Genomic DNA, 23,740 nt, shown 5'->3' with positions numbered 1-23,740 from the left:
GAGAGGTAGAGATGGAAGAGAACTTGGCATCATTCCGTGATGGAGTAATTAAGCGTTCGATAGAAGAATTCGGCGGCCGAGACCCCGAGGCTGGATTCGGCGTTGTTGCGGGAGAATTGTTGGAAGATGCTGAGGAACTGACTGATTTCGTGGCCAGTCCATACCGTGGCATGGGAACTAGGCGCAGGAGTCTCGGAATAGACGGATATGCCTTCGATGAGGTGGATGGCTCCTTACGACTGGTCATTGTCGAGTTCAAAGGGGACAAGCTTCCGGTCACTCTTACGCAGACGATGGCAAAGACCATCTTTGGGAGGGTTATTGCATTTGTCGACGAAGCATTGTCAGGTAACGATGATCACCTTCCAGCAGACGAAGATCCCGCCACAGATCTGTCAGCTCTAATGCATCTACATAGGGCAAATATCACGAGGTTACGGATCTATCTGGCGACTGATGCGCTCATGAGCGACCATATCCGAAGCTGGCCAGAAGAGCCTATCGGTGGAATCCCTGCCGAGTTCCATATCTGGGACATTGCCCGTTTCCATGACGCATTCACATCGAGTTCAGGGCGTGAGGTCTTGACCGTCAACTTCAAAAGCCTCGTCGATGATGGTATCCCGTGTCTTAAAGCCAGCCTGAATCAGTCTGAATACAACGGCTATCTTTGTGTTCTTCCCGGCGATGCCCTTGCTCGCATGTACGAGGAATATGGTAGCCGTCTTCTTGAAGGAAATGTCAGAAGTTTCTTAGGGAAGGCGGTGAAGGTGAACAAGGCTATTCGTGAGACCACCCTGCGTAGCCCCGAGATGTTCTTTGCCTTCAACAACGGAATCGCAGCTACTGCCACTTCGGTCGAAACCATGCTCACGCCTGATGGCATGAGGCTTATTTCTGCAACTGACCTGCAAATCGTGAATGGCGGCCAGACCACTGCATCTTTGGCACATGCACGTCGAAAAGACGGAGCAGAGCTTGGTGGGATCTTTGTCCCAATGAAGCTTTCTGTTGTAGATGCATCAAGATCAGATGAGATGATTCCCAAAATCGCTGAGTTTGCAAACAGGCAAACCAAGGTGGCCGACTCGGACCTCTTCTCTAATCACGCTTTTCATCGAAAGATGGAAGAGTTGTCGAGACGGATCAAGGCGCCACCAAAGGCGGGATCCCAGAGGCCAACGACTTGGTTCTACGAACGCGCAAAAGGCCAGTATCGCATCGAGACGACAAAGATGAGTCCGTCTGAAAAGCTTCGATTTGAAGCCGATAATCCTAGACGCCAGCTCATCACAAAGACAGATTTGGCCAAAATTGAAAATTCTTGGCGACAGCTGCCACATGAGGTCAGTAAAGGTGCACAGAAGAACTTTGATATCTACAGCCGATTTATTGTTGCTGAATGGCTTAGCAATCAACTCCAGTTCAACGATGAGTTTTTCAAGGCAGTAGTTGCACATGCGATTGTTTTCCGCGATCTGGAGCAACTCATTCCAACACAGACTGATTGGTACGACGGTGGCTACCGGGCAAACATCATTACATTCACTATTGCGAAGCTGGTCCAAGTTATATCAGAGCAGGGGGCGGGAAGGGTTTTGAACCTTCAATCCATCTGGCGGGCGCAGGCAATTTCACCAGCACTAACCGACCAGCTGAAAGTGATTGCGAAAACCATGTATGAAGTGATTACATCCCCTGAACATGGGATTGAAAATATCACGGAATGGTGCAAGAAAGAACTGGCTTGGCAGCGTGCACAGCAGAAGCCGGCTCAGCTGCAGCCGGCGTTTGCAGCAGAGCTTGTGTCTCTGATAGAGGTGCAACATCGCTTGGAGGACGCCGTTGGGGTTGCACGTATTGACACTGACATTGCAGCAATCACTGAGGTGGTTAACTACAAATACTCGAATTGGCGAAAGCTTCGAGATTGGGGAATTAAGTGCAAGGAGCTGACCCCAAAGGAAGACCAACTTTTGATGCTGGCTGGCACATCAGGTCGGGTTCCAACTTCCAAGCAAGCAGTGGCAATTCTCCTGATTCGCAAACGTCTAGAGCAGGCGGGCTACCAGGGTAGTTAGCCGCGCATGTCTCAGGCAATGGTCGCACTTGGCACTTGTGCAAATTGAGTTCTAGATGCTGATTTAGACGCTAAGCGCTGAGTGTCGCTTCGTTCAACATTCTTTAGTTACGTGTCTGAAACTATCAAGTTAACAACATGAGCAATCTGGTTGGCAAGTAACGACGGCACGGCATTGCCTACTTGGTGGTATTGCTGTGTACGATTTCCTTGGAAGAAATAGTTGTCTGGGAATGTCTGCAGTCTTGCCGCCTCTCTCACCGTGAGGCTGCGACATTGACGGGGATCAGGGTGGATAAAGTAGTGGCCGTCTTTAGCGATATGACTAGTCACTGTGGTGCTCGGTGCATTAAGGAGCTGCACCCGAAATCGGTCAGCGAACTTGCCTGATTCCCAGTTGGCATGTTCAGGTGCTAGACCTTTAAGTGAAAACTCATGATGGCCCTTGGGTGAACGGTTGAAAGTTTGGCCGTAAACAGCGGTGAAATAGTAGCGGGCAAGGTCACTGGACATGTGTGACCGTGTCTCGTGGTTTAACCAAACGTTGAGCCTAGGATCTTGCACCCACTTGTGGAATGGAGTTTGCCCATGTGAAGAGTATTTGCGGCCAAATCTAAGTGCACCTGTTTCCATACTCCCATTCATTCGGATCATGCATGCTTTGAGTTCCTCCGCCAGCGTACCCTTTCCGTTTTCCTTGGCATCTCTGAAGAGAGTGTTGGCGTGACCAAGTATTGCTTCGTGCCACTTTGTATCGGTATCGCCCGTGCTTAGTTTGCTTCGTAATAGCGGCATGCCCTTAAATGCATCCTCAACAAACAGTGGCTCGGATTCACGCAGTAATTTTCTTCCGTCGTAGGCAAGGTCCTCACGGACGCCAAGCAGTATCACGCGGTGCCTAGCCTGTGGGATTCCAAACTTTTCTGCTTTGATGATGAATTCACTTGCATCCAGCTCTTCGGGGTTGTCCCCTGGCGCGAACTTCACGCGTGAAACAAGTGAGTGAATGGTGTAACGAGCGCCGCTTCTTTTGCCTAGTGCTTTGCCGGGATCAGTAAGGTCGCGGAGGATGTCGTGAAATACCAGTTTGCCCCCCACTTGCGCTGAAAGAATCCCCTTCACGTTTTCCATCACGAAAACAGCTGGACGGCTGCGATGCAAGATCCGCAGATATTCTTTGTAGAGAAAGTGTCGGTGATCGTTTTCCGCAACATAGTCTTGTTTGCCCATGTTGCGGGCGCGCCCTACAAGCGAGTAAGCCTGACAGGGGGGGCCGCCAATCAGTACAGTTTCATCTTCATGCAGCTTTGATTGATTTAGAAGTTCATCCAGTTGCTTGTTGTGACCGGGATCGCCCAGAGTCAGCTGATGTGCTTCTGCTTGCGCGGCTTTCCACGCAAGTGGAAAAAGCTCACCAGGGTGGGGTGAATCTGCTGACTCGCAGAAACTGTAATAAGCATTTAGCGCTTTCTGATCCCCACGTATTTTGCGAAAGAAGCTGCGCAAGGTGAGTGTTTTGTAAGCACTGGATTCCATTTCAGCGGACAGTGCAATGTCAAAAATGGATCCATTCTTGTAGGCTGCAAAGCCCTCCCCGAGACCGCCGGGCCCTGCAAAGAGATCGATGATTTTGTATGTCATTTTTTGGATATGGCCCCGTACGTCCACTTATGTTGAGGTTGTCAGACTGGTTGCACTCCGTCCCGTGGAGGAGTGCAACTGCCACTTGTGTCTGAGGCCTTCTGTCAAGAGGATCAGTTTTGGGGTTCGGTCATTATCTGACTGGAAGTGGTGAGTGAAGATTTTCCGGCCAATCGGCAGCATGTCGCTGTCTTCGTGGCCGCGAAATGCCTGCAACTTTTAGAGTATGCAGGCAGCAACGTGAGTAATTTCACGCTACACAGGTTTTTTTAGTGGAAGCCAGCTTGCTTGACTTCCATGGTCTTCTGGAAATATTCGAGAGCTACTTCGTAAACCAAATCACCATGGCACTCGAATAGGAGTTGAATGCCTTCACGTAATGTTTGGCACTCAAAGGGAGTAAAGACCTTTTCGCCAGTGGCAATTGAAACAATGTCCTCAGGCTGATCATCAGGATGAAATATCAGGCCCTCCAGATGTAACTTGTTGAACCAGCGCTCCAAAGCGAAGCGGCTTTTGCCCGGGATTGCAGGGATGCGATTTGGCTTGTTCATGCTATCTCCAATGATCTTTTGAGTTGTGCAGCAGTTTCGTGTTGTATCCGCAGTCGCTGCGTACACCGATTTGCGAATTAGTTCATCTATTGTGTATAAAAATACAGTACATGTATATAAATACAGTAAAATTATGAGTATCTTTTAATAGGGAGTTGCGCATGAGCTACACGGATCAATCAGCAGTTGCTGGCGCGCATGTTTTTGAGCGCGGCGGACTAACAAGCGTCAACAAATTTGATGCAACAACAGCGGTTGCACGATTTGATTTTTGCGAGCACTGCGATATCGAAGTTCCAGTCGATGCTGCAGAGTTGTGTACGTACTGTTTTCACCCTGTCCCCGAAGACGAGGACGAATAAGCTTTCGGTACTCTGATTGCTACAACCTCGACCAACAGGACCTTATTGGCATAATATGCCAATCCTGTTTCAACAAAAAGCCCTCCCATGCCTACCCGAAATGTCGTGCTGACTGATCACCAAGCTGCGTTGGTCGAGCAGCTGGTCCAAAGTGGCCGCTATCAAAATGCCAGCGAAGTTCTGCGTGAGGGGCTGCGCATGGTGGAGCAGAGAGACGCTGAGGACGCTTATCGACTTGCGGCTTTGCGAAAAGCAGCCCAAGAGGGCATTGCCGATATTGACGCGGGGCGTTTCAAGACTTTTGAATCCAAGCAAGGCTTGCGCGATCACATGCAGGGCATTGCAGCCAAAGTGCGCACTGTCCAATGAGTGCGGTATGGGCAGTTCGGTTGGCAGAAAAGGCCGAGCACGATTTGCTTGACGCGCTTGTTTGGACAACCGATCAGTTCGGTGCACTTCAGGCGGATGACTATCTTGAGACGCTGACGCTTGCATTGGAGGCGCTGACCGATGGCCCCAACATTGTGGGCAGCAAAGTGCGCGACGATATCGAGCTGGGTATCCGTACACTGCATGTCGCACGACTGGGCAGAAAAGGCCGCCATTTGGTGGTTTTCAGGTTTGCGGACGGACAAGTTATCGATGTCATCCGCTTGCTGCATGACAGCATGGATTTGGCCAAGCATTTGCCGGATTGAATGGCGACTGTTGATGTCGGGTGACGATCAATCCAGCCCATCCACCGCCATCACCCCCCGCAGTCCCACCCCAAAGCTCTGAAACCCTTGCCCGTCCCAGTGGGCGCTGCTGTCGATGTTGTCGTGCTGGTGGCCGTGCACCGTCATGCGCACGCCCATGCGGCGGGCCAGGGTGTCCAGTTCTTTGAATCCGTGGTCGTGGTAGCCGGGCGCTTCGTGCGTGATGAGGATGTCGGCTTGCAGCGAGGCCAGTTGTTCCAGTTCGTCGGGGTAGATGGTGGACCAGTGTTTGAGGTGCACGCCACCTTGCCAGCGGTCTTGGCGCGGCGTCACTCGGGCGTGCGCTTCGCGGTTGCGAAACTTGGGCGCTTGCTGGTCTTTGGGGTACCACACCGCACCGCGAAACACACCGCCCAGCCCGGCGATGCGCGTGCCGCAGGGCAGCTTGACGACGCGGCCGTGCAGGCTGCGCTCGCTCACTTCGTCGTGCCACACGTTGCCAAAGATGCCCGCATGGTCGGTGTCGTGGTTGCCGTGGATGAACCAGACCCGCTCCCAAATCGCTTCCAGCTCGATGTGCAGCGGACGTGCAGGCTCCAAGTCGCCGAGCAAGATCACGGCGCGGGCGTGGGTTTGCTCGGCAGCATCAATGATGTGCTGCCACTGGCCGTGCGGGTCGCCGCAGAAGAGGATGGGGCCGGTCATGTGTGCGCAGCTTGGGGCGGTCAGTATTGAGCTGTTCAGGAGTTGATCAAGTCCAGTTTTCAAGCTGCAGACCCGCGACTTGCACAAAGGCTTTGTCGCTGCTCACCAACGTGGCTTGGGCATGCAGTGCATGGGATGCAATTTGGGTGTCCAGCGCTGCCAATGGTGTGCCCATGCTTTGCAACTGTGCGCGAACGGTGCCGTAGGTGTGGGCCACGGCGGCATCCCAAGGTAGCACTTCGACACGACGCAAAAACTCTGTGACAGCTGCTTTCAAGGCCACGGCCTCGGGGCGCTTGGCCAGACCAAATGACAATTCGCCCGCCGTGATGGCCGAGATGCAAACGGTGTGCATGGGCACAGCCAGCAAGCGCTGGATGACTTGAGGGTGTCGTTTGATGATGTGGCTGACGGTGTTGGTGTCCAGCATGTAGCGCGGTGACATGGGCGTGCTCGCTGGTCAGTGATTGAGTGAAGGGGGCATGTCTTCAAACGGATCTCGCTCCGGGGCTGGCGTGTGGCCTTGTGCTTGGCGTTCTTCGCTGCCCAAAAAGTCATCGGGCACTTGGGCTGCTTGAGCGGCGGTTAAAAAACCTTGCCAGTCTTCAGGCCGCCGAGACAAGATCACATCGCCCGTGGCGGGGTCTTGTCGGATGAAGACTTCTTGGGTGTCAAACCGAAATGCGGCTGGCAGGCGCACAGCCTGGCTTCGGCCGTTGGCAAAAAGTTTGGCAGTTTGTGACATGGGGGCCTCCTTGGGCGCGGACATATACCAAAGTATATGACGCATTTTGATTGGGCGCTACCCAAGGGGCACATCCAACGCCATGCCCACCCGCAGCCCCTCCCAAAAATTCTAAAAGCCTTCCGCGTCACAGTGGGCGCTGCTGTCAATGTTGTCGTGTTGGAGGCCGTGCAGGTCGGTACAGAAGAGGAGGGGGTCGGGGCGCATGGGCGAAGTCCGTGCCTTGTGGTTCAGTTGGGGTTGAGCAATTCGAGCATGCCTTGCAAGCCAATGGCCTGTGCGCCTTGTCGCAGGCTGAAACGCTCGTTACCCGGGTAGACCACGAAGCGCTGGGTGATGCCCAGATCATCACACGCTTGTTTGAACCCTCGCTCGGGGGATGGCGCACTGGATCGTTTGACCTCGATCGCGATGTCGGGTTGCCCGCCGCGTTCAAACAGCAGGTCAATTTCAGCACCATCGTGGGTGCGATAAAAGTAGGGTTTGAGCGATGGGCCTGCTTGCGTGATCAGTGTTTCCAACACAAAGCCCTCGTAGCTGGCTCCTGCAACGGGGTGACCCAGCACGTCGTTTTCGTTTTTCAGGCCCAGCAAAGCATGCACCAAGCCGCTGTCGCGCACAAACACTTTGGGTGTCTTGACCAAGCGCTTGCCCACATTGGCAAACCAGGGCTGAAGTCGGCGCACCAAGTGCAGGTCGGTGAGCAGGTCGATGTAGCGGCCTACGGTCGGGGCACTGACACCCAGGCTGGCTGCCAATTGCGCTTGATTGATTTGGCTGCCTTGTTGGTGCGCCAGCATGGTCCACAGGCGGCCCAATGTTTCGGCAGGCATCCGGGGGGGGGCAAACATGGGCACGTCACGTTCTAAATAAGAGCGTATGAAGTCTTGCCGCCATGCCATGCTGTGTGCATCGTCTTGCGCCAGCAAACTGTCTGGAAAGCCGCCGCGGTTCCACAAAACAGATTCAGTCAGGCCTGCAGGGATGGCTTCGCTCAAGTTGATGGCATGCATGTCCAGATAGGCCACTCGACCGGCCAGGGTTTCGGAAGATTGCTGCATCAGCTCCATAGCGGCCGAGCCCAAGAGCAAAAAATGGCCGTAACGCTGACCAGCTGCACGCCTTTCGTCAATGAGCCCGCGAAGGACGGCAAAAAGTTCTGGCACGCGGTGGATTTCATCGATGACGACGAGTTTGGGGGCTTGTGCCCTCAAATAGGTTTCGGGGTCTTCCAAGCGGCGGCGATCTGAGGGAAGTTCCAGATCCAGGTACACCGCGCCCTGGGGCCAATCGGCCGCAAGTTGACGCGCAAGCGTGGTTTTCCCCACCTGACGGGGCCCGAGCAATACCGCAGCGGGCACGCCGGAGCTGAGCCTTTGGTGGACAATGGAGGCGATTTGTCGATTAATCATTCCCGTAAATCATACATCAGATGTTTGATTTACGGGGTTAATTTATTTTGGCGATGGCGTGAGACACGCTAGCTTTGATCCAAACACCTGTATTTCTACCCATGAACCCCATCGCCATCATCGACTTCGAAACCACAGGCATCTCGCCCAATATGGGCGACCGCGCCACCGAGGTGGCCATCGTCATGCTCGAAGGCGGGCAGGTGGTGGACCGCTACCAAAGCCTGATGAACGCCGGGGTGCGGGTGAACCCTTTCATCACCCAGCTCACGGGCATCACCAACGAGATGGTGCAGGCCGCGCCAGCTGCTGAGCAGGTGATGCGCGAGGCGGCCCGCTTTGTGGGCGGGCGGCCCATGGTGGCGCACAACGCGGCCTTTGACAAAAAGTTTTGGCAGGCCGAGCTGGCCCGCTGCGGGCAAGAAGGCTCGCACGCCTTCGCCTGCACTTTGCTGCTGTCGCGCCGCTTGTACCCGCAAGCGCCCAACCACAAGCTGGGCACGCTGGCGGCGCTGCACCATTTGCCTTCTTCAGGCCGCGCCCACCGGGCGCTGGCCGATGCCGAGATGGCCGCGCATTTGCTGGCGCAGATGCAGCACGACCTGAAAACCCGCTACGGCTGCCAGCATGCCGACCACGCTTTGCTGATGGGCCTGCAACGCACCAGCCGCCACATGGTGGGGCCGTATTTGAAGCAGCGGGCGCAAGCCTGAATAAAAGCGCATTTCAAGTCGCATTTGAACTCGCATTTAAAGTCGCAAAAAGATCGAGGAAACCCTTGAAAAATCCATATGCGACAAAGACTTGGGTGAATTCTCAAAGTCGCAAAAATACCCGCAAAAATTGGCGCACATTTCACCCCAAACCCAGCGGCAGCGCCGTTTTGTAGCGCACCTGCTTGAGCGCAAAGCTGGAGCGGATTTTTTCCACCCCCGGGATCGGTGAGAGCTGCTCCAGAATGAAGCGCTCCAGCGCCGCCATGTCGCGCACGGCCACGCGCAGCAAATAGTCGCTGTCGCCGGTCATCAAATAGCACTCCATCACTTCGTCGTGCCGGGCGATGTGCGCCTCAAAGTCGGCCAGGGTTTCCTTGCTTTGGGTCTTGAGGCTGATGGAGATGAACACCGTGAGGCCCAAGCCCAGCGCTGCCGCGCTGGCCAGCGCCACGTAGCGCTGGATCACGCCGCCAGACTCCAGTGCCTTGACGCGGGCCAAGCACGGCGAGGGCGACAGGCCAATGCGTTTGGCCAGGGTCACGTTGGACAGCGAGCCGTCGCGCTGCAGTTCGTCCAGTATCTTCAAATCCACGTTGTCAAGAATCATGTGCTGAATTCCTTAAAATTTCAGCATATTGTGCTTTAAAAGGCGAATAAGTTGGTTCAAATACGCAGCACATGCGCCGCATGCCTCTGTAAAGTTAAGCGCATGAACGCACCCATCGAACCCCATTTGCAAGCGATGTTGAACGCCCAAGACATCGACCCCGAAGAAACCGCCGAGTGGCGCGATGCTTTGCTGGCGCTGATCGGCACCCAAGGCCCAGCGCGTGCCCGCCAAATTTTGGATGAGCTGGCCGTCGTGGCACGCCAGCAGCGCACCGGCTGGCAGCCCGAGCTGAACACGCCTTACATGAACACCATTGCGGTGCAAGACCAGCCCGACTTCCCCGGCGACTTGGCCACCGAAGAGCGGCTGGTGGCCATCATGCGTTGGAACGCGTTGGCCATGGTGGTGCGCGCCAACCAAGCCTATGGCGAGTTGGGCGGGCACATCGCCAGTTACGCCAGCGTGGCCGATTTGTTCGAGACCGGCTTCCACCATTTCTTTCATGCGCGCACCGAGCAACACAAAGGCGACTTGGTGTTCTTTCAGCCGCACAGTGCTCCCGGGGTGTATGCCCGCGCTTTTCTGGAAGGCCGCTTGAGCGAGGCGGACCTGATGCACTACCGCCAAGAGATCACCGCACCCGACAGCGGTGCACGCGGTTTGTCGAGCTACCCGCACCCTTGGCTGATGCCCGACTTTTGGCAGTTCCCCACCGGTTCCATGGGCTTGGGGCCGATCAGCTCGATCTACCACGCGCGCTTCATGCGCTACCTGACGCACCGCCAGCTGCAAGACTGCAGCGCCCGCAAGGTGTGGGGCGTGTTTGGCGACGGCGAGATGGACGAGCCCGAGAGCATGAGCGCCCTGACCTTGGCCGCACGCGAAAAACTCGACAACCTGGTGTGGGTGGTCAACTGCAATTTGCAGCGCCTGGACGGCCCAGTGCGCGGCAACGGCCGCATCATCGACGAGCTGGAAAAGCTGTTTGCCGGCGCGGGCTGGAACGTGATCAAGCTGGTCTGGGGCAGCGACTGGGACGGCCTGCTGGCACGCGACACCTCGGGCGCTTTGCTGCGGGCCTTCGCCAACACGGTGGACGGCCAAATGCAGACCTTTGCGGCCAAGGACGGGCGCTACAACCGCGACAACTTCTTCGGCCAAAACGAAGAACTGGCGCGGCTGGCGCAGGGCATGACCGACGAGCAGATCGACCGGCTCAAACGCGGTGGGCACGACATCGTGAAAATCCACGCCGCTTATGCCGCCGCCGCAGCGCACCGTGGCCAGCCCACGGTGATCCTGGCGCACACCAAAAAAGGCTTTGGCATGGGCAGCGCGGGGCAGGGCAAGATGACCACGCACAGCCAAAAGAAGTTCGACGAACAAGACCTGATCGACTACCGCAACCGCTTTGACCTGCCGCTGAGCGACGAGCAGGCCAAGGGCTTGGCGTTTTACAAACCTGCCGGCGACAGCGCCGAGATGCGCTACCTGCGCGAGCACCGCGCCCGCTTGGGTGGCAGCTTGCCCAAGCGCGAGACGACTTGCGACCGCTTGCCTGTGCCTGCCCTCACCAGTTACGGACAGTTTGCGTTGCAGGCCGACGGCAAAGAGATGAGCACCACCATGGCCTTTGTACGCATGCTGGGCAACCTGCTCAAAGACAGCACCTTGGGCCCGCGCATCGTGCCCATCGTGGCCGACGAGGCGCGTACCTTTGGCATGGCCAACCTGTTCAAACAGGTGGGCATTTACAGCAGCGTCGGCCAGCGCTACGCGCCCGAAGACATCGGCTCGGTGCTGAGCTACCGCGAAGCCACCGACGGCCAGATCTTGGAAGAAGGCATCAGCGAAGCCGGCGCGATCGCCAGCTGGACAGCCGCGGCCACCAGCTACAGCGTGCACGGCCTGGCCATGCTGCCTTTCTACATTTACTACTCGATGTTCGGCTTTCAGCGTGTGGGTGACGCCATCTGGGCTGCTGCCGACCAGCGGGCGCGGGGCTTTTTGCTGGGTGCGACATCCGGGCGCACCACCTTGGGCGGCGAGGGCTTGCAACACCAGGACGGCAGCAGCCATTTGGTGGCGGCCACCATCCCCAACTGCAAGGCCTACGATCCGGCCTTTGCGGGCGAGCTGGCGGTGATTCTGGACGCGGGCACGCGCGAGATGGTCGAGCAGCAGGCCGATGTTTTTTATTACGTGACCCTGATGAACGAGAACTACGCCCAGCCCGACTTGCCTGCGGGCGTGGAGGCCGATGTGCTGCGCGGGGGCTACCGATTTGGCGTGTACGGCCCGAGCGATGCCTCCCAGCGCGTGACCTTGCTCGGCTCCGGCGCGATCCTGACCGAAGTGGTCAAAGCCGCGCAGCAACTGGCCGCACAAGGCGTGGGCGTGGAGGTGTTGAGCATCACCAGCTGGAGCGAACTGGCGCGCGATGGCATGGCGCAAGAAGCTAGTGGCGTTGTGGGCGCTGGGCACCTGGCGCAACTGCTGAACGCCACCCAAGGCCCCGTGATCGCCGCCACCGACTATGTGCGCGCCGTGCCCGAGAGCGTGCGCGCCTTCGTACCCAAAGGCCGCCGCTACCGCACGCTGGGCACCGATGGCTTCGGCCGAAGCGACACCCGCGCCGCGCTGCGCCGCTTCTTTGCGGTGGACGCGGACAGCATCGCGCAAGCGGCGCTGCGGGCGCTGAAGTGAAGGCTTAACGCGGTGCGCTGAGGGTGACGCGCAAGCCACCTTGCGCTCGGTTGGCCAAGACCAAGCGCCCGCCCAAGGCGGTCATCAGGTTCAGCGCGATCGACAAACCCAAGCCCGTGCCGCCGGTTTGTCGGTTGCGCGAGCTTTCTTGGCGCACAAACGGTTGCAACACCGTTTGCAAGTCGGGCTCGGGCAGGCCTGGCCCCTCGTCCTCCACCACGATGCACCAGTGATCGGGCTGGCTGGGGTCTTTGCACAACAAGGTGACCGTGGCGCGGTGGCCGTAGGTGATGGCGTTGTGCACCACATTGCCCAACACCCGGCGCAGGGCGGCCACATCGGTGTTGACCAAACAATCGCTGTCAGCGCCCTGTATTTGCACCGCCCAGCCCAGGTCTTCCCATTCGTTGAGCTGGGTTTGCAACAGCTGGTTCAGGTGCACCGGCTGGCGCTGTGGCTGGGCATGCCAGCTGCGGGCCAGCGCCAAGCCGTCTTGCACCAAATCTTGCATTTCGCTCAGGTCGGCTTGCATGCGTTGGCGCAGCGCCTCATCGCTGACCCATTCGGTTTTCAGGCGCAAGCGCGTCAGCGGTGTTTGCAAGTCGTGGGCGATCGCCGCGAGCACCTGGGTTTGCTGCGCCATGTGCCGCTGCAATTGGGCTTGCATGTGGTTGAAGGCCTGCGCGGCTTGGCGCACCTCCAAGGGTCCGTCTTCGGGCAATGGGGCTTGGTTGGGGTGATCGGCCAAGTCCTTGGCAGCTTGTGTCATGCGCTTGAGCGGGCGCGTGGCGTACACCACCGCCAGCCAAGTCAACAGCGCCAGACCCACCAGCACGGTCAGCGCCACCAAGCCCCAGTGCGTGTCGCTGCCAAAGCCTGGCCTGCCCATGGCCCCATGTGGGGGGTAAGTTGCGGGCAATCGGACATAAACCTGTGCGCCATCGGCCAACAGCAGCGACACCCAGGTTTGTCCGCGCGAACGTTCTGGGTGGTGGCCATCAGCATCGCCATGTCTTTGTCTATCGTGCAGTGGCGTGAAGTGCTGCACAAGTGGCTGGCGCGGCGCCAATTCGCTGGCCAAATAAATCGCCAAAGGTCGAATATGGGGCGGCAGTGGGTTGGCGTTTGGTGACCACGCCTTGGGTGGTTCAAGACGCCAACGCTCGCGGCGCTTGCCCTGATCCTTGTCTTCTAGCCACTGTTCTCGTTGGCCAGGGCTCAAGGTGTCGAGCCAATCGGCCGATGCGGCCAGCTCTTGCGTGAGCTTCGCATGCAACACGACTTGTCCACGAGTCGTGCGTTCGTCCAGCGCGAGCCAAGCTGCCGCAGCCAGCACCAGAGTCAAACCCATCAGCCACACCCACAACAAGCGGGCAAACAGGCTTTGCGGCCAGATTTTTTTCAGCACCGCCATCATTCGACGTGCACCTCGGTGGCCAGCACATACCCTTCGCTGCGTACAGTTTTGATCAAGCCCAATCTGCGTGCGGGCTCGCCCAAGCGCAAGCGGAGGCGGCTGATGAGCAGGTCGATGGAGCGGTCAAACGCATCGCCCGATCGCCCTTGGGTCAGTTCAAGCAGCTGCTCTCGAGACAGCACCTTGTTGGCATGGTTGAGCAAGACGTGCAACACACGGTATTCGCCCGAAGTCAGCACCAACAAAATCCCATCGGGGTTGCGCACCTGGCGTGACAAGGCATCGAGTGTGTAACCCGAAAAACGCCATCGGTTGGGGCTGTTAGTGGTTTGTAAATTGGCGGGTAAAGCGCGCGAGCGACGCAAGATGGCACGAATGCGAGCCAACAATTCGCGCGGGACAAACGGCTTGCCCAAGTAATCGTCGGCGCCCATTTCCAAGCCCAAAATGCGGTCGGCGTCGTCGGTGCGTGCAGTGAGCATGAGGATGGGCAGCTGTGCATATGCGCTGCCGTCGGCGCGCAAGTTGCGGCAAATCGTCAGGCCGTCTTCGCCGGGCATCATCACATCGAGGACCAACAGATCCACACGCTGCATCTGCAGCATGCGGCGCATCTCATGGCTGTTGGCCGCGGTGCTGCACTGGATGCTGTTTTGCTCCAGGTATTTCGCTGTCAATTGCCGGATTTCGGGGTCGTCATCAACCAGCAAAACATGGTCTGGGGTGGGTGTCATGTGGTCATGATACGGGCGCCCTGAAGGTTTTTTGTATCAAAAGATGTCTGGAGACCTCGCAGACACATGCGCTTGCAAAATGTTGTGCCTGAGACATTTCTTTGGGGTCCAAACGCCTTTCAATACACCGATCTGACGTTCGTCAGAGACCGCCAAGAGCGGATTCACACCTTCAAGGAGTTTGAAATGAAAAAGCAATGGATCTGGATTTTGTCGGCTGCGCTGCTCGGCGGCGCCAGCATGACGGCCATGGCCTCTCACCACGGCATGGACAAACACCATGAGCACCGCAGCCTTGGCAAACGCTCAGGTGGCCATCACCTCGAGGCCCGATTGGCCAAGCTAGAAGGGGCTTTGAAATTAGAGGATGCACAGCGCCCCGCTTGGAACGCCTTTGCCAATGGCATGAAAGAATTGTCCGAGGCTCGTGCGAAGCAGCGCGGCGCAATGCACGATGCCATGAGAAAAGCCAAGGACGATAAGACCATGGGTGCGACCGAGCGCATGGAGGCGATGGGTCAAATGATGCAGGTCCAACAAGCGCAATTGGCCAAAATGAAACAGATCACACAAACCCTGTTGCCTCAGCTCAACACGGCGCAACAAACCGTTTTCAATGCCGAGTGGTCAGACGCGGTCGGACACTACGGCCGTCAACACCATGGCCATGCCGGCAAAAGAGACCAGCGAGAAGCCTGCAAAAGCTGAGTTCTTCAGCTTGTGGCCTGTACCACTGCCAAGTAGGCCTGCCGCGTTTCGGGGCTGACAGCGTCGAGCGCTTGCTCGTATCGTGTTTGGTGCTGGGCCAGCATGCGGGCCGAGGCGATGGTTTTGGAGCGGCAAAACCAGTGGCAGCTGTGCTGCATCAAAAACATCTCGCCCATCATGCGAAATGAGCGCGCCTTGTCGGACAGGCCTTCACGGTTGTCCACGGCGCGCTCGATGCCTTGTGCGTGCACCTCGAGCAGGCGGCGCATGTCAAAACAGACCTTGGGCGAGAGCTGGTCAATGAAAGGCAGGGCCAGCTTGAGACCGCGCGACACAGGGGCGGGCAGTTTGGCAAATTCGCGGGCCAAGAGCAGAAAATCAGCGGCCAATTGTTGTTCGGCTTGTTCTTGCAGTTGAAAAATGTGCCGTTGGCGCTCTGGGTCGCTTTCTCCCAAGGCCCGCATATAGGCGGTGGTCAGCTGCGACATGAGCTTTTCAATCTGGAAGGGACGCAGCTGTTCGGCCAACAAAGCGGTGCGTTTGCGCTGACTCTGCAGATTGAGCCAGTGAATGCCCATGGCCGAAATGAACAAAAGACTGATGAATTCCATAAAGATAAAAAAGTTGTCGGCCTGATTTGCTGGAGCGCCAAGTGTAGTGAGTGGATGCGCCCACAGTGGCAATGGCCCTGCGCAAGAGATGGCTCAGGGCTGAGGCCTGACTTTCTGCGACTTGGAACAACCATTTGTCCAATTGGAGAGCGGACTCTAAAGAGCGGGTTTTCCCTTGCTCTGGTCTCTGGGTGGTGTTCAAATTGCTGCATTGCAACAAAACCTTTCAAGGAACACACCATGAACTTCAACGTCGATCAATTCGCCGCCACACAAAAAGCCAACATCGCTGCCGCTGCAGACCTGTCGCAAACCGCATTTGCCGGTTTCGAGCGTTTGGTTGAACTGAACATGGCCGCTGGCAAAGCCGCTGTGGGTGAGTCTTTCGCCAACATGCAAGCCCTGATGGCTGCCAAGAGCCCACAAGACCTGATGGCTGTGCAAGCTGCTTTGGTTCAGCCCGCCATCGAAAAGTCGGTGTCTTATGGCCGTCACATCGCTGACATCGCCAACAGCACCAGCGCCGTGTTCACCAAAGCCGTCGAAGGCAAGATGGCCGAGTCCGAAAAGGCTGTCAAAAGCTTGGTCGAGAACAGCCTGAAGAACGCACCTGCTGGCTCCGACGCCGCTGTAGCCGCCATCAAGACTGCTTTCGAAGCCAGCCAGACGGCTGCTGAAACCCTGAAAAAAGTGGCCAAGCAAGCCGCCGACAGCGCTGAGTCCAGCATCAAAGCCGCTCAAGCCCAAGCCGAAGCTTCGGTCAAGGCTGCCATGTCCAAGGCCAAAGCCAAGGCCTGATCCGCCGCTTAAACCTCCGCTCAAACAGCGGGCGCTGGTCGCCTGCTTCCTACAATCAGGGTGTCTTCGGACACCCTTTTTGTTTTGGACGCCCCCCATGCACGCAGCATTTGCCCAGCCTTCGGTCCCCGTTTTGCACACCGAAGGCGGTGTGGCCACCATCACCTTGAACCGCCCGGCCCAGCGCAACCGCTTGGAAAATGCCGACCTCAAGGCTTTGTTGCTGCACTTTGACACCGTCAACCGCGATCCCGAGGTGCGCGTGTTGGTGTTGACCGCCAACACGGCGGGCCAGCCCAAGCCGGTGTTTTGCTCGGGTTATGACATTGGGGGCTTTGACGAGCCGGGCCACGGGTCCACTTTTTTCGAAGAAATTCCGGATACGCTGGCGGCCCTGCGCCCGGTGACCATTGGCGCATTGAACGGCAGTGTGTATGGCGGGGCCACCGATGTGGTGCTGGCGTGTGACTTGCGTATGGGCTTGCAGGGCATCGAGTGGCGCATGCCCGCCACAGCCCTGGGCCTGCATTACTACCCGAGTGGTTTGCAGCGCTATGTGAGCAGATTTGGCTTGGCCGGTGCCAAAAGGGCTTTTCTGACGGCGCGGCCTTTCACAGCCCAGCAACTCGATGCCATGGGCTTGTTGGAGGCGCTGGTGGGGCCCGAAGACTGGGCGCCAACACTGCAGACGCTGGTCGACGATGTGTTGGCCTTGGCCCCTGTGGCGGTGCAAGAGACCAAAAAGTCTTTGCGCGAAATCGAAGCCGGGCAGGCCGACGAGACCGTTTTACGCGAACGCGAGCAAACCAGCAGCCAAAGCCTGGACTTTGCCGAGGGCCGCGCGGCATTTGCCCAGCGCCGCCAGCCTGTTTTTGTGGGGCGCTGACCCGCTATCAAGTCAAGCCCACTGCTGCCGATACTGTTGGTGGATGCTTCTTTCTTGGAATGGGTGCGCAATGGGTGCAAGTCGTTGGTATGGGGTGCTGCTGAGCCTGTGGCTCGCGCCTGTGGCGTGGGCGGGTCAATATGTGCTGGTGGCTGGCCAGGCCAACACCGTGCCCGTGTCAGCGCGGGTGCTCAATGGCGAGCAGGTGTGCAACCTGGAAATCACCGTCCCCGGTCAGCCCCCTTTTGAGCGTGTCGTGCGTGCGCCCTTTTTTGACACCCGCATCGCGATCACACCCGGCAATGAAACCTCTGTGCTTGTTCAATGGCGTGGCCTGTCGCGTCGAACGCCAGAAGGGGTGATCAACGCCTGCCCCACACAAGGTGATTTGGCTTTCAAGGTGGTCCGTGACAATGCCTTGACGCAGGCCGTGTGGTCGGCCATGTTGGCCCAGCTGTCGCCCGCCAAAGCCGAGTGCGTGCGCGTGGGCATGGCCCATGAAAAAGTGCGTCCTGAGTGGTTTGACTTCAATGACGCCAGACCCAGCGCGGAAGACCTTCGGATTCAGCAGGTGTTCAGCCAATGCGATGCCTTCTTGGCCCGACCCAAAGCTTGGGGGGCGCAGAACCCTGCGGGTCATGCTTGCACATTGGCTGGCGGCATCCAAACCCGTTGCGAGGGTTTCTTCAGCGCACAGATCAACGGCAAGACCCAAGTCATTACCCAAGAGGTGGCCATTCAAAGACAAATGAGCAACCAGCCTTGGACAACGGGTGTGCGAGAGATCGCGGGCGCCAAAAACAAGCGCATCCAACTGGAGAAAGAGCGGGTGGCGCGCTTGGAAGCCGAAGAGGCGGCTAAGATCAAAGCCATTGAAGACGCGCGCCTGTTGGCAGAAAAGCAGGCCGAAGAGGCCAAGTTGGCCGAGCAGCGCGCCATCCAAGACAAGATCGACGCGCTGAAGGCGCAAATTGCGGAAGAAAAAATCCGCAAAGAGAAAGAGCGGATTGAAAACCGCAATTGGTTGCTCAAACAGGTGGACAAGCTGACGGGCAAAAACCAACCCGCACCCACCGAAGAAGCCAAGCCAAGCCCACCCGCGGGTGCTGCAGCGCCCGCCGTGGCACCTGCAGCCGCGCCTGCAGCCGCGCCTGCAGCCGCGCCTGCAGCCGCGCCTGTCGTGGCGCCTGTCGCAGTCCCTGTCCCGACCCCGGTACCGGCGCCTGCTCCTACCAGTGCCGCTGCTGCCGCTCCGGCTCCGGCCCCTGCGACCGCACCAACGAAGTAAGGCCTCGGTCAAGCCTTGGGTGATCAGGGCTTGGTGCGTCCTGCTGACCAAGCCGTGCCCATCGAGGCCGCCATGACGAGTGCAATGGCCAGCCCTTGAGACAGGCTCAGGTGTTCGGCCAACACCAGCCAGCCCGCCAGCGCCCCGACAGCGGGCTCCAGGCTGAGCAGGATGCTGAAGGTGTTTTTGGGCAGGTGGTTGAGCGAGAACATTTCCAGCGCATAAGGAATGGCGCTGGACAGCAAGGCCACGGCCAAGCCTGCCACCAGCCATTGCGGGTCCAGCATGGCTGTGCCCGCATGGAAAACACCGATGGGGGCCACCACGATGGCGGCGGCCAGCATGCCCATGGGGGTCGCCATGCTGCCATAGCGCAGTGCCACGCGTTGGCCAAACACGATGTAAAGCGCCCAGCAAATGCCCGCCGTGAAGGCGAAAAACATGCCCATGGGGTCGAGCGCTGTGGCTGCATCGCCCCCGGGCAGGGGCAGCAGCAAGGCCAGGCCCGCGATGGCCAGCGCCACCCAGAGCCAGTCGCTGGCTTTTTTGGAGGTCCAGACCGCCACGGCCAAGGGCCCGGTGAATTCGATGGCAATGGCCACGCCAAAGGGAATGGTCTTGATCGCGCTGTAAAACAGCAGGTTCATCACACCCAGCGTGACGCCATAAAGGCCCAGTGGCAAGGCATCGGCCCAGACCCATTTTCTGCGCCAAGGTCGGAACACCGCCATCAGGATCAACGTGGCAAACACGATGCGGTAGGCGGTGGTGCCCTCAGCGCCCAAGGCCGGGAACAAGCTCTTGGCAAACGAAGTGCCAAATGCCAAGGACAACAAACTGCCCATCAAGGCCAGCATGGCCCACAAACGAAGATTCAAACAAGGCCTCTTTATTCGGCGTTCAGAACGATGGGCTGGCCATGCGGCGTGCGCTTGGCTGCCGCTTCCCAGGCGTGTTCCAAATCATGGATTTCATCGGGCGTGCCCAGTTGGCGCTCGATGACCAGTTGCTCCAGCGCGTTGAGCCAGTGGGTGTAGTAGAGGCTGCCGTCGCTGGCTTCGCCGCGGGTTTGGCCCGCGCGGATCTCGCGGGTCAGGGCATCGGCCCACTGCGGCCAAGTGAAGACGCCTTTTTCGTGCAACTGCAAGGTCATGGCAAAGGCGTGGGCCTGCCAGGGTTCTTCAAACACCGCGCCGTTGTTGGCGGTGGCGGGCATGGGAAAGCCGTCGCCGCAAGCCCGGGCCAGGTCGTTCAGGTCTTGGATGGCGTTGTTCATGGGGGCGGCGATCACGAGGGGACTGCTTCCAGATAAGACTCCCAGGCGTCCACGCTCACTTGGTGCCCGGCCTCGGCTTGCTGACCCCACAGTTCGGTGCCGTCAAACACCACGGTGTAGAGGTGCTCGGCTGTTCCGTCAAAAGGCGGCAGCATCTGGTTCACATGCTGATCGGGCAAGACGTGGCTGCCGTGGTGCAGCACCACCGTGCCCACATGGCCACGCACATACCGCGGCAGCCGGGTGTGGCCTTGGGGGTTGAGGTTCAGGGCGCGCACGCGCTGGCCCACGGCAAAGCGGGGGGCTTGGGTGCTGGGACGGTCTGCCGGGCTGCCTTTGGCCAGTGCCGCATCGACCTCGGCGGCTTGGAGCACCCGCACGCCCGCCAAAGTCGGCGTGATCGGTTGGCCCTGGGTCAGTTCTTGTTCAGTGATCAGGCCGCGCTCGACCAACAACTTTTGCAGCGCCTTGATCCAGATGGCGTAGTAAGGACCTTGCACATAGTCCAGCGGGGGCAAAGATTCGCGGGCCGAGCGGGCCAGGTCGATGTTCCACAGGCCGCTGGCGCCCATGGCCACCGTCACGCCCAAGGCTCTGCGCTCCCACTCCCCATGGAACAGCGGCTCGTTGGCCTCAATCTGAACCGGGCCGAAGCCTTGCAGGCCGCCCATGTCGTGCAGGCCGTTCATGCCAGTTCCTTTGGGTTTAAGGCCAGGCCGGTGCCGATCATGGCGTCGCGGGTCACCAGTTGGGCCAGTTGTTCTTCGCTCCAGCCCTCGGTGCCTGCGGGGCGCTCCGGCAGCACCAAGTAGCGCACTTCGGCGGTGGAGTCCCAGACACGGATGTTTTGGCCCGGCGGCAGGGTGACGCCAAAGTCGGCCAGAACGGCACGCGGCTCGATCACGGCGCGCGAACGGTAAGCGGCGCTTTTGTACCAAACTGGGGGCAGGCCCAACACGGGCCAGGGGTAGCAGCTGCACAGGGTGCAGACCACCATGTTGTGCGTTTCGGGGGTGTTGGGCACGGCCACCATGTGCTCGCCTTGGCGGCCGGTGTAGTCCATCGAGGCGATGGCGGCGGTGGCGTCTTGGAGCAGCCAGTCTCTAAAACTGGGGTCAGCCCAAGCGCGGGCCACCACTTTGGCGCCGTTGTGCGGACCCACATGCACCTCGTAGGTTTCGATGATGCGGTCCACGGCGGCCGGGTCCAAGTAGCCTTTTTGCGTCAGCAGGGTCTCCAGGGCCCGCACCCGCAGGTCCATTTCGCCCAAGGTGCTGTGCGCGTGGTCATGTGAGTGACCGTGGGGGTGGCCTGGCTGGGGCTCGGGCGAATGTCCGTGAGCGGGTTGCATGCGTGTCTCCTGGCTGATTTGAGCCGCACTCATGGGCTGGCTTCAGCGGTCTTTGAAGGGCTGGCCCTGTGTGGGCCGGGCTTTTAGAGGTGATCATAGCGCCGCATACAATGGCGGCTTCGCCTGCGGCAGACGCTGGCGACAACTGTTTCAAACCGAATTTGATTTTTGGAGACCCCATGTTCATCTCTTCAGCTTTTGCCCAAACTGCTCCTGCCGCCGCCTCGGGTGGTGACTTTCAGTCCACTTTGATGAGCATGCTGCCTTTGTTGCTGATGTTTGTGGTCCTTTACTTCGTCATGATCCGCCCCCAGATGAAGAAGCAAAAAGAACACCGCGCCATGATCGATGCCTTGGCCAAGGGCGATGAGGTGGTGACTGCGGGTGGTTTGCTGGGCAAAGTCAGCAAGATCGGTGATGCCTACATCGGCATCGAGATGGCCACTGGCGTTGAAGTGCAAATGCAGCGCAGCGCCGTGATTCAAGTGCTGCCCAAAGGCACGATCAAGTAATCTGCCTTCCCACTGATACCCTGCCTGCACGCGAGTCACCATGAACCGTTACCCGATCTGGAAGTACGCGATCCTTGTGATTGCCTTGTTGTTGGGGACGGTGTACACGCTGCCCAACTTTTTTGGTGAGGCCCCTGCGGTGCAGGTGTCTTCGGGCAAGGCCACGGTCAAGGTGGACAACACCACTTTGCAGCGCGTCGAAGAGGCCCTCAAGACGGCAGGCCTGAGCCCGCAGACCTTGGCGCTGGATGGTGCCTCGATCCGCGCCCGCTTTGACACCACCGACAACCAGATCAAGGCCAAAGACGCGATTGAAAAGGCCTTGATTCCAGACGCGAGCAACCCTTCTTTTGTGGTGGCTTTGAACCTGGTGACAAGGTCCCCGGCTTGGTTGACTTCGCTGGGTGCGGCGCCCATGTATTTGGGCCTGGACTTGCGTGGTGGCGTGCACTTCATGCTGCAAGTGGACATGCAGGCGGCTTTGACCCAGCGTGTCGAAGCCTTGGTGGGTGACTTGCGCACCACCTTCCGTGAGAAAGACTTGCGCCATGGCGGCATGAGCCGAAGCGGCCAAACCATCGAGATGCGTTTGCGCGACGCCAAGCAGTTGCAGGCAGCCCAAGACCTGATCGCCGCTCAGTTTGCAGACTTGCAAATCAATTCAGTGGCCGATGGCAATGAGTTCCGTTTGACGGCCACCATCAAACCCGAGGCGGCTCGCTTGGTGCAGGCGCAGGCCCTCAAGCAAAACATCACCACCTTGCACAACCGCATCAACGAGTTGGGTGTGGCCGAGCCGGTGATTCAGCAGCAAGGCCTGGACCGCATTGTGGTGCAGCTGCCCGGCGTGCAAGACACGGCCAAGGCCAAAGACATTTTGGGCCGTACCGCCACCCTAGAGGTGCGCATGGTGGACGAAAGCACCGAAGCCCGTGCTGCCGAACAAGGCGGCATGGTGCCTTTTGGTGCTGAGCGCTATCTGGAGCGCGATGGCCGCCCTTTGATTGTCAAAAAGCAAGTGGTGCTCACGGGTGACAACCTGACCGATGCCCAGCCTGGATTTGACAGTCAGACGCAAGAGCCCGTGGTCAATCTGACCTTGGACGGTAAGGGCGCCCGCATCTTCAAGGATGTGACGCGTGACAACGTGGGCAAGCGCATGGCCATCATCTTGTTCGAAAAGGGCAAGGGCGAAGTGGTCACTGCCCCCGTGATCCGTGCCGAAATCGGTGGCGGTCGGGTGCAGATTTCGGGCCGCATGACCACGGCCGAAGCCAACGACACCGCGCTGCTGTTGCGTGCAGGCTCGCTGGCAGCGCCGATGGAGATCATCGAAGAGCGCACCATTGGCCCGAGCCTGGGTGCAGAGAACATCGCCAAGGGCTTCAACAGCGTGACCTGGGGCTTTGTGGTGATCGTGGCTTTCATGGCGATTTATTACGCCATGTTCGGCGTGTTCTCCGGCATCGCACTGGGGGTCAACTTGCTGTTGTTGGTGGCCGTGCTGTCCTTGCTGCAAGCCACGCTCACTTTGCCCGGCATGGCCGCCATGGCACTGGCTTTGGGCATGGCGATTGACTCGAACGTGCTGATCAATGAGCGTGTGCGCGAAGAGCTGCGCAACGGCGCCAGCCCGCAAGCGGCCATCCACGCGGGCTATGACCGCGCCTGGTCCACGATTTTGGACTCCAACATCACCACCTTGATCGCGGGCGTGGCCTTGCTGGCCTTTGGTTCTGGTCCGGTGCGTGGTTTTGCCGTGGTGCATTGCATCGGCATTTTGACGAGCATGTTTTCAGCGGTTCTCTTTTCGCGCGGCTTGGTCAATCTTTGGTATGGCGGCAAGAAGAAACTCAAATCGGTGTCCATTGGTACCGTTTGGCGCCCAGAGGCTGGCACTGCGGTGAAAGCCGACTAAGGGGAAAAGACC

At 58.5% G+C, this 23,740-nt stretch carries 26 protein-coding genes; 12 read left to right on the top strand and 14 right to left on the bottom strand.

Translation table 11 applies throughout. The annotated features are described in order from the left end of the window. Positions 1-11 precede the first annotated feature (11 nt). Positions 12-2,081 carry an AIPR family protein gene (locus ABWQ00_RS09140; RefSeq protein WP_353238358.1) on the top strand — a complete coding sequence of 690 codons (2,070 nt, stop codon included), beginning with the start codon at positions 12-14 and terminating at the stop codon, positions 2,079-2,081. Between the two features lie 107 nt (positions 2,082-2,188). On the opposite strand, the gene ABWQ00_RS09135 is transcribed toward ABWQ00_RS09140, so the two are convergent. Next, positions 2,189-3,721 (bottom strand): DNA cytosine methyltransferase, encoded by a 1,533-nt coding sequence (locus ABWQ00_RS09135; RefSeq protein WP_353238357.1) that lies wholly within the window; start codon positions 3,719-3,721, stop codon positions 2,189-2,191. A gap of 269 nt (positions 3,722-3,990) precedes the next feature. Beyond that, the gene (locus tag ABWQ00_RS09130; protein ID WP_353238356.1) at positions 3,991-4,275 is read right to left on the bottom strand and encodes a hypothetical protein; all 285 of its coding nucleotides are present in this window, start codon (positions 4,273-4,275) and stop codon (positions 3,991-3,993) included. Between the two features lie 161 nt (positions 4,276-4,436). Here ABWQ00_RS09130 and ABWQ00_RS09125 point away from each other — a divergent pair, with 161 nt between their 5' ends. The 3 genes from ABWQ00_RS09125 (at position 4,437) to ABWQ00_RS09115 (ending at position 5,335) form a co-directional block, all read left to right on the top strand. After that, entirely contained in the window at positions 4,437-4,637 is a 201-nt protein-coding gene (locus tag ABWQ00_RS09125) for a hypothetical protein (RefSeq protein ID WP_353238355.1), read from the top strand. Positions 4,638-4,724: 87 nt separating this feature from the next. After that, positions 4,725-5,006 (top strand): type II toxin-antitoxin system ParD family antitoxin, encoded by a 282-nt coding sequence (locus tag ABWQ00_RS09120; RefSeq protein ID WP_108312397.1) that lies wholly within the window; start codon positions 4,725-4,727, stop codon positions 5,004-5,006. Next, the gene (locus ABWQ00_RS09115; RefSeq protein WP_353238354.1) at positions 5,003-5,335 is read left to right on the top strand and encodes a type II toxin-antitoxin system RelE/ParE family toxin; all 333 of its coding nucleotides are present in this window, start codon (positions 5,003-5,005) and stop codon (positions 5,333-5,335) included. Before ABWQ00_RS09120 ends, ABWQ00_RS09115 begins: the two co-directional genes overlap by 4 nt. Before the next feature lie 27 nt (positions 5,336-5,362). On the opposite strand, the gene ABWQ00_RS09110 is transcribed toward ABWQ00_RS09115, so the two are convergent. The 4 genes from ABWQ00_RS09110 to ABWQ00_RS09095 all read right to left on the bottom strand — a co-directional run bounded on the left by ABWQ00_RS09110 (position 5,363) and on the right by ABWQ00_RS09095 (position 8,197). After that, positions 5,363-6,040, bottom strand: coding sequence for a metallophosphoesterase family protein (locus tag ABWQ00_RS09110; protein WP_353238353.1), 678 nt, complete (start codon positions 6,038-6,040; stop codon positions 5,363-5,365). Between the two features lie 46 nt (positions 6,041-6,086). Next, positions 6,087-6,485: a type II toxin-antitoxin system VapC family toxin gene (locus ABWQ00_RS09105; protein ID WP_353238352.1), complete on the bottom strand. Its 399-nt coding sequence runs from the start codon at positions 6,483-6,485 to the stop codon at positions 6,087-6,089. A gap of 15 nt (positions 6,486-6,500) precedes the next feature. After that, positions 6,501-6,785, bottom strand: a complete 285-nt coding sequence (locus ABWQ00_RS09100) for an antitoxin (RefSeq protein WP_353238351.1) — start codon at positions 6,783-6,785, stop codon at positions 6,501-6,503. A 230-nt stretch (positions 6,786-7,015) separates the two neighbouring features. Continuing rightward, a complete protein-coding gene (locus ABWQ00_RS09095; protein WP_353238350.1) occupies positions 7,016-8,197 on the bottom strand; it encodes an ATP-binding protein in 1,182 nt (393 codons plus the stop codon). 101 nt (positions 8,198-8,298) lie between these two features. Between ABWQ00_RS09095 and ABWQ00_RS09090 the strand changes: the two genes are divergently transcribed. After that, a complete protein-coding gene (locus tag ABWQ00_RS09090; protein ID WP_353238349.1) occupies positions 8,299-8,910 on the top strand; it encodes a 3'-5' exonuclease in 612 nt (203 codons plus the stop codon). Between the two features lie 142 nt (positions 8,911-9,052). Here the strand turns inward: ABWQ00_RS09090 and ABWQ00_RS09085 are convergent, their stop codons facing one another. Continuing rightward, positions 9,053-9,520, bottom strand: a complete 468-nt coding sequence (locus tag ABWQ00_RS09085) for an Lrp/AsnC family transcriptional regulator (protein ID WP_026039502.1) — start codon at positions 9,518-9,520, stop codon at positions 9,053-9,055. 102 nt (positions 9,521-9,622) lie between these two features. On the opposite strand from ABWQ00_RS09085, the gene mdeB reads away from it, so the two are divergent. Next, positions 9,623-12,229 (top strand): alpha-ketoglutarate dehydrogenase, encoded by a 2,607-nt coding sequence (gene mdeB / locus ABWQ00_RS09080; RefSeq protein ID WP_353238348.1) that lies wholly within the window; start codon positions 9,623-9,625, stop codon positions 12,227-12,229. Positions 12,230-12,233: 4 nt separating this feature from the next. Here mdeB and ABWQ00_RS09075 read toward each other — a convergent pair whose 3' ends face one another. Both ABWQ00_RS09075 and ABWQ00_RS09070 read right to left on the bottom strand, forming a co-directional pair. Next, positions 12,234-13,646: an ATP-binding protein gene (locus ABWQ00_RS09075; protein ID WP_353238347.1), complete on the bottom strand. Its 1,413-nt coding sequence runs from the start codon at positions 13,644-13,646 to the stop codon at positions 12,234-12,236. Then, the gene (locus tag ABWQ00_RS09070; RefSeq protein ID WP_353238346.1) at positions 13,643-14,380 is read right to left on the bottom strand and encodes a response regulator; all 738 of its coding nucleotides are present in this window, start codon (positions 14,378-14,380) and stop codon (positions 13,643-13,645) included. Before ABWQ00_RS09070 ends, ABWQ00_RS09075 begins: the two co-directional genes overlap by 4 nt. Positions 14,381-14,566: 186 nt before the next feature. Between ABWQ00_RS09070 and ABWQ00_RS09065 the strand changes: the two genes are divergently transcribed. Next, entirely contained in the window at positions 14,567-15,088 is a 522-nt protein-coding gene (locus tag ABWQ00_RS09065) for a Spy/CpxP family protein refolding chaperone (protein WP_353238345.1), read from the top strand. 5 nt (positions 15,089-15,093) lie between these two features. Here the strand turns inward: ABWQ00_RS09065 and ABWQ00_RS09060 are convergent, their stop codons facing one another. Then, positions 15,094-15,699: a hypothetical protein gene (locus ABWQ00_RS09060; protein WP_353238344.1), complete on the bottom strand. Its 606-nt coding sequence runs from the start codon at positions 15,697-15,699 to the stop codon at positions 15,094-15,096. Positions 15,700-15,939: 240 nt separating this feature from the next. Between ABWQ00_RS09060 and ABWQ00_RS09055 the strand changes: the two genes are divergently transcribed. The 3 genes from ABWQ00_RS09055 to ABWQ00_RS09045 all read left to right on the top strand — a co-directional run bounded on the left by ABWQ00_RS09055 (position 15,940) and on the right by ABWQ00_RS09045 (position 18,671). Further along, positions 15,940-16,497, top strand: coding sequence for a phasin family protein (locus ABWQ00_RS09055; protein ID WP_353238343.1), 558 nt, complete (start codon positions 15,940-15,942; stop codon positions 16,495-16,497). Between the two features lie 97 nt (positions 16,498-16,594). After that, complete coding sequence (locus ABWQ00_RS09050; protein ID WP_353238342.1) at positions 16,595-17,383, top strand: enoyl-CoA hydratase/isomerase family protein; 789 nt, start codon at positions 16,595-16,597, stop codon at positions 17,381-17,383. Between the two features lie 70 nt (positions 17,384-17,453). After that, positions 17,454-18,671 carry a hypothetical protein gene (locus ABWQ00_RS09045; protein ID WP_353238341.1) on the top strand — a complete coding sequence of 406 codons (1,218 nt, stop codon included), beginning with the start codon at positions 17,454-17,456 and terminating at the stop codon, positions 18,669-18,671. A gap of 23 nt (positions 18,672-18,694) precedes the next feature. On the opposite strand, the gene ABWQ00_RS09040 is transcribed toward ABWQ00_RS09045, so the two are convergent. The 4 genes from ABWQ00_RS09040 to nthA are packed head-to-tail and all read right to left on the bottom strand — an operon-like array spanning position 18,695 to position 21,298. Beyond that, positions 18,695-19,528 (bottom strand): EamA family transporter, encoded by an 834-nt coding sequence (locus ABWQ00_RS09040; protein WP_353238365.1) that lies wholly within the window; start codon positions 19,526-19,528, stop codon positions 18,695-18,697. 32 nt (positions 19,529-19,560) lie between these two features. Next, positions 19,561-19,947: a nitrile hydratase accessory protein gene (locus ABWQ00_RS09035; protein WP_353238340.1), complete on the bottom strand. Its 387-nt coding sequence runs from the start codon at positions 19,945-19,947 to the stop codon at positions 19,561-19,563. A gap of 11 nt (positions 19,948-19,958) precedes the next feature. Then, entirely contained in the window at positions 19,959-20,636 is a 678-nt protein-coding gene (gene nthB / locus ABWQ00_RS09030; RefSeq protein WP_353238339.1) for a nitrile hydratase subunit beta, read from the bottom strand. Then, positions 20,633-21,298: a nitrile hydratase subunit alpha gene (gene nthA / locus ABWQ00_RS09025; protein WP_353238338.1), complete on the bottom strand. Its 666-nt coding sequence runs from the start codon at positions 21,296-21,298 to the stop codon at positions 20,633-20,635. Before nthA ends, nthB begins: the two co-directional genes overlap by 4 nt. 179 nt (positions 21,299-21,477) lie before the next feature. On the opposite strand from nthA, the gene yajC reads away from it, so the two are divergent. Together yajC and secD are read left to right on the top strand one after the other, a co-directional pair. Then, positions 21,478-21,810, top strand: a complete 333-nt coding sequence (gene yajC / locus ABWQ00_RS09020) for a preprotein translocase subunit YajC (protein ID WP_353238337.1) — start codon at positions 21,478-21,480, stop codon at positions 21,808-21,810. A 40-nt stretch (positions 21,811-21,850) separates the two neighbouring features. Then, complete coding sequence (secD, locus tag ABWQ00_RS09015; RefSeq protein WP_353238336.1) at positions 21,851-23,728, top strand: protein translocase subunit SecD; 1,878 nt, start codon at positions 21,851-21,853, stop codon at positions 23,726-23,728. Positions 23,729-23,740: the final 12 nt, after the last annotated feature.

Origin of the sequence: Limnohabitans sp. (genome assembly GCF_040400975.1) — a bacterium.
Classification (GTDB): Bacteria; Pseudomonadota; Gammaproteobacteria; order Burkholderiales; family Burkholderiaceae_C; genus Limnohabitans_A.
This window is presented reverse-complemented; position numbering and strand designations above follow the sequence as displayed.

What these genes read in the sequence shown, in the direction of transcription:
- ABWQ00_RS09130 (WP_353238356.1), bottom strand. Translation starts at nt 4,275, where the DNA reads ATGAACAAGCCAAATCGCATCCCTGCAATCCCGGGCAAAAGCCGCTTC.
- ABWQ00_RS09125 (WP_353238355.1), top strand. Translation starts at nt 4,437, where the DNA reads ATGAGCTACACGGATCAATCAGCAGTTGCTGGCGCGCATGTTTTTGAG.
- ABWQ00_RS09100 (WP_353238351.1), bottom strand. Translation starts at nt 6,785, where the DNA reads ATGTCACAAACTGCCAAACTTTTTGCCAACGGCCGAAGCCAGGCTGTG.
- ABWQ00_RS09065 (WP_353238345.1), top strand. Translation starts at nt 14,567, where the DNA reads ATGAAAAAGCAATGGATCTGGATTTTGTCGGCTGCGCTGCTCGGCGGC.
- ABWQ00_RS09045 (WP_353238341.1), top strand. Translation starts at nt 17,454, where the DNA reads ATGGGTGCAAGTCGTTGGTATGGGGTGCTGCTGAGCCTGTGGCTCGCG.
- ABWQ00_RS09040 (WP_353238365.1), bottom strand. Translation starts at nt 19,528, where the DNA reads ATGCTGGCCTTGATGGGCAGTTTGTTGTCCTTGGCATTTGGCACTTCG.
- mdeB (WP_353238348.1), top strand. Translation starts at nt 9,623, where the DNA reads ATGAACGCACCCATCGAACCCCATTTGCAAGCGATGTTGAACGCCCAA.
- ABWQ00_RS09050 (WP_353238342.1), top strand. Translation starts at nt 16,595, where the DNA reads ATGCACGCAGCATTTGCCCAGCCTTCGGTCCCCGTTTTGCACACCGAA.
- ABWQ00_RS09070 (WP_353238346.1), bottom strand. Translation starts at nt 14,380, where the DNA reads ATGACACCCACCCCAGACCATGTTTTGCTGGTTGATGACGACCCCGAA.
- nthA (WP_353238338.1), bottom strand. Translation starts at nt 21,298, where the DNA reads ATGCAACCCGCTCACGGACATTCGCCCGAGCCCCAGCCAGGCCACCCC.
- secD (WP_353238336.1), top strand. Translation starts at nt 21,851, where the DNA reads ATGAACCGTTACCCGATCTGGAAGTACGCGATCCTTGTGATTGCCTTG.
- ABWQ00_RS09095 (WP_353238350.1), bottom strand. Translation starts at nt 8,197, where the DNA reads ATGATTAATCGACAAATCGCCTCCATTGTCCACCAAAGGCTCAGCTCC.
- ABWQ00_RS09135 (WP_353238357.1), bottom strand. Translation starts at nt 3,721, where the DNA reads ATGACATACAAAATCATCGATCTCTTTGCAGGGCCCGGCGGTCTCGGG.
- ABWQ00_RS09115 (WP_353238354.1), top strand. Translation starts at nt 5,003, where the DNA reads ATGAGTGCGGTATGGGCAGTTCGGTTGGCAGAAAAGGCCGAGCACGAT.
- ABWQ00_RS09140 (WP_353238358.1), top strand. Translation starts at nt 12, where the DNA reads ATGGAAGAGAACTTGGCATCATTCCGTGATGGAGTAATTAAGCGTTCG.
- ABWQ00_RS09090 (WP_353238349.1), top strand. Translation starts at nt 8,299, where the DNA reads ATGAACCCCATCGCCATCATCGACTTCGAAACCACAGGCATCTCGCCC.
- ABWQ00_RS09055 (WP_353238343.1), top strand. Translation starts at nt 15,940, where the DNA reads ATGAACTTCAACGTCGATCAATTCGCCGCCACACAAAAAGCCAACATC.
- ABWQ00_RS09110 (WP_353238353.1), bottom strand. Translation starts at nt 6,040, where the DNA reads ATGACCGGCCCCATCCTCTTCTGCGGCGACCCGCACGGCCAGTGGCAG.
- ABWQ00_RS09075 (WP_353238347.1), bottom strand. Translation starts at nt 13,646, where the DNA reads ATGATGGCGGTGCTGAAAAAAATCTGGCCGCAAAGCCTGTTTGCCCGC.
- ABWQ00_RS09060 (WP_353238344.1), bottom strand. Translation starts at nt 15,699, where the DNA reads ATGGAATTCATCAGTCTTTTGTTCATTTCGGCCATGGGCATTCACTGG.
- ABWQ00_RS09035 (WP_353238340.1), bottom strand. Translation starts at nt 19,947, where the DNA reads ATGAACAACGCCATCCAAGACCTGAACGACCTGGCCCGGGCTTGCGGC.
- nthB (WP_353238339.1), bottom strand. Translation starts at nt 20,636, where the DNA reads ATGAACGGCCTGCACGACATGGGCGGCCTGCAAGGCTTCGGCCCGGTT.
- ABWQ00_RS09120 (WP_108312397.1), top strand. Translation starts at nt 4,725, where the DNA reads ATGCCTACCCGAAATGTCGTGCTGACTGATCACCAAGCTGCGTTGGTC.
- yajC (WP_353238337.1), top strand. Translation starts at nt 21,478, where the DNA reads ATGTTCATCTCTTCAGCTTTTGCCCAAACTGCTCCTGCCGCCGCCTCG.
- ABWQ00_RS09105 (WP_353238352.1), bottom strand. Translation starts at nt 6,485, where the DNA reads ATGTCACCGCGCTACATGCTGGACACCAACACCGTCAGCCACATCATC.
- ABWQ00_RS09085 (WP_026039502.1), bottom strand. Translation starts at nt 9,520, where the DNA reads ATGATTCTTGACAACGTGGATTTGAAGATACTGGACGAACTGCAGCGC.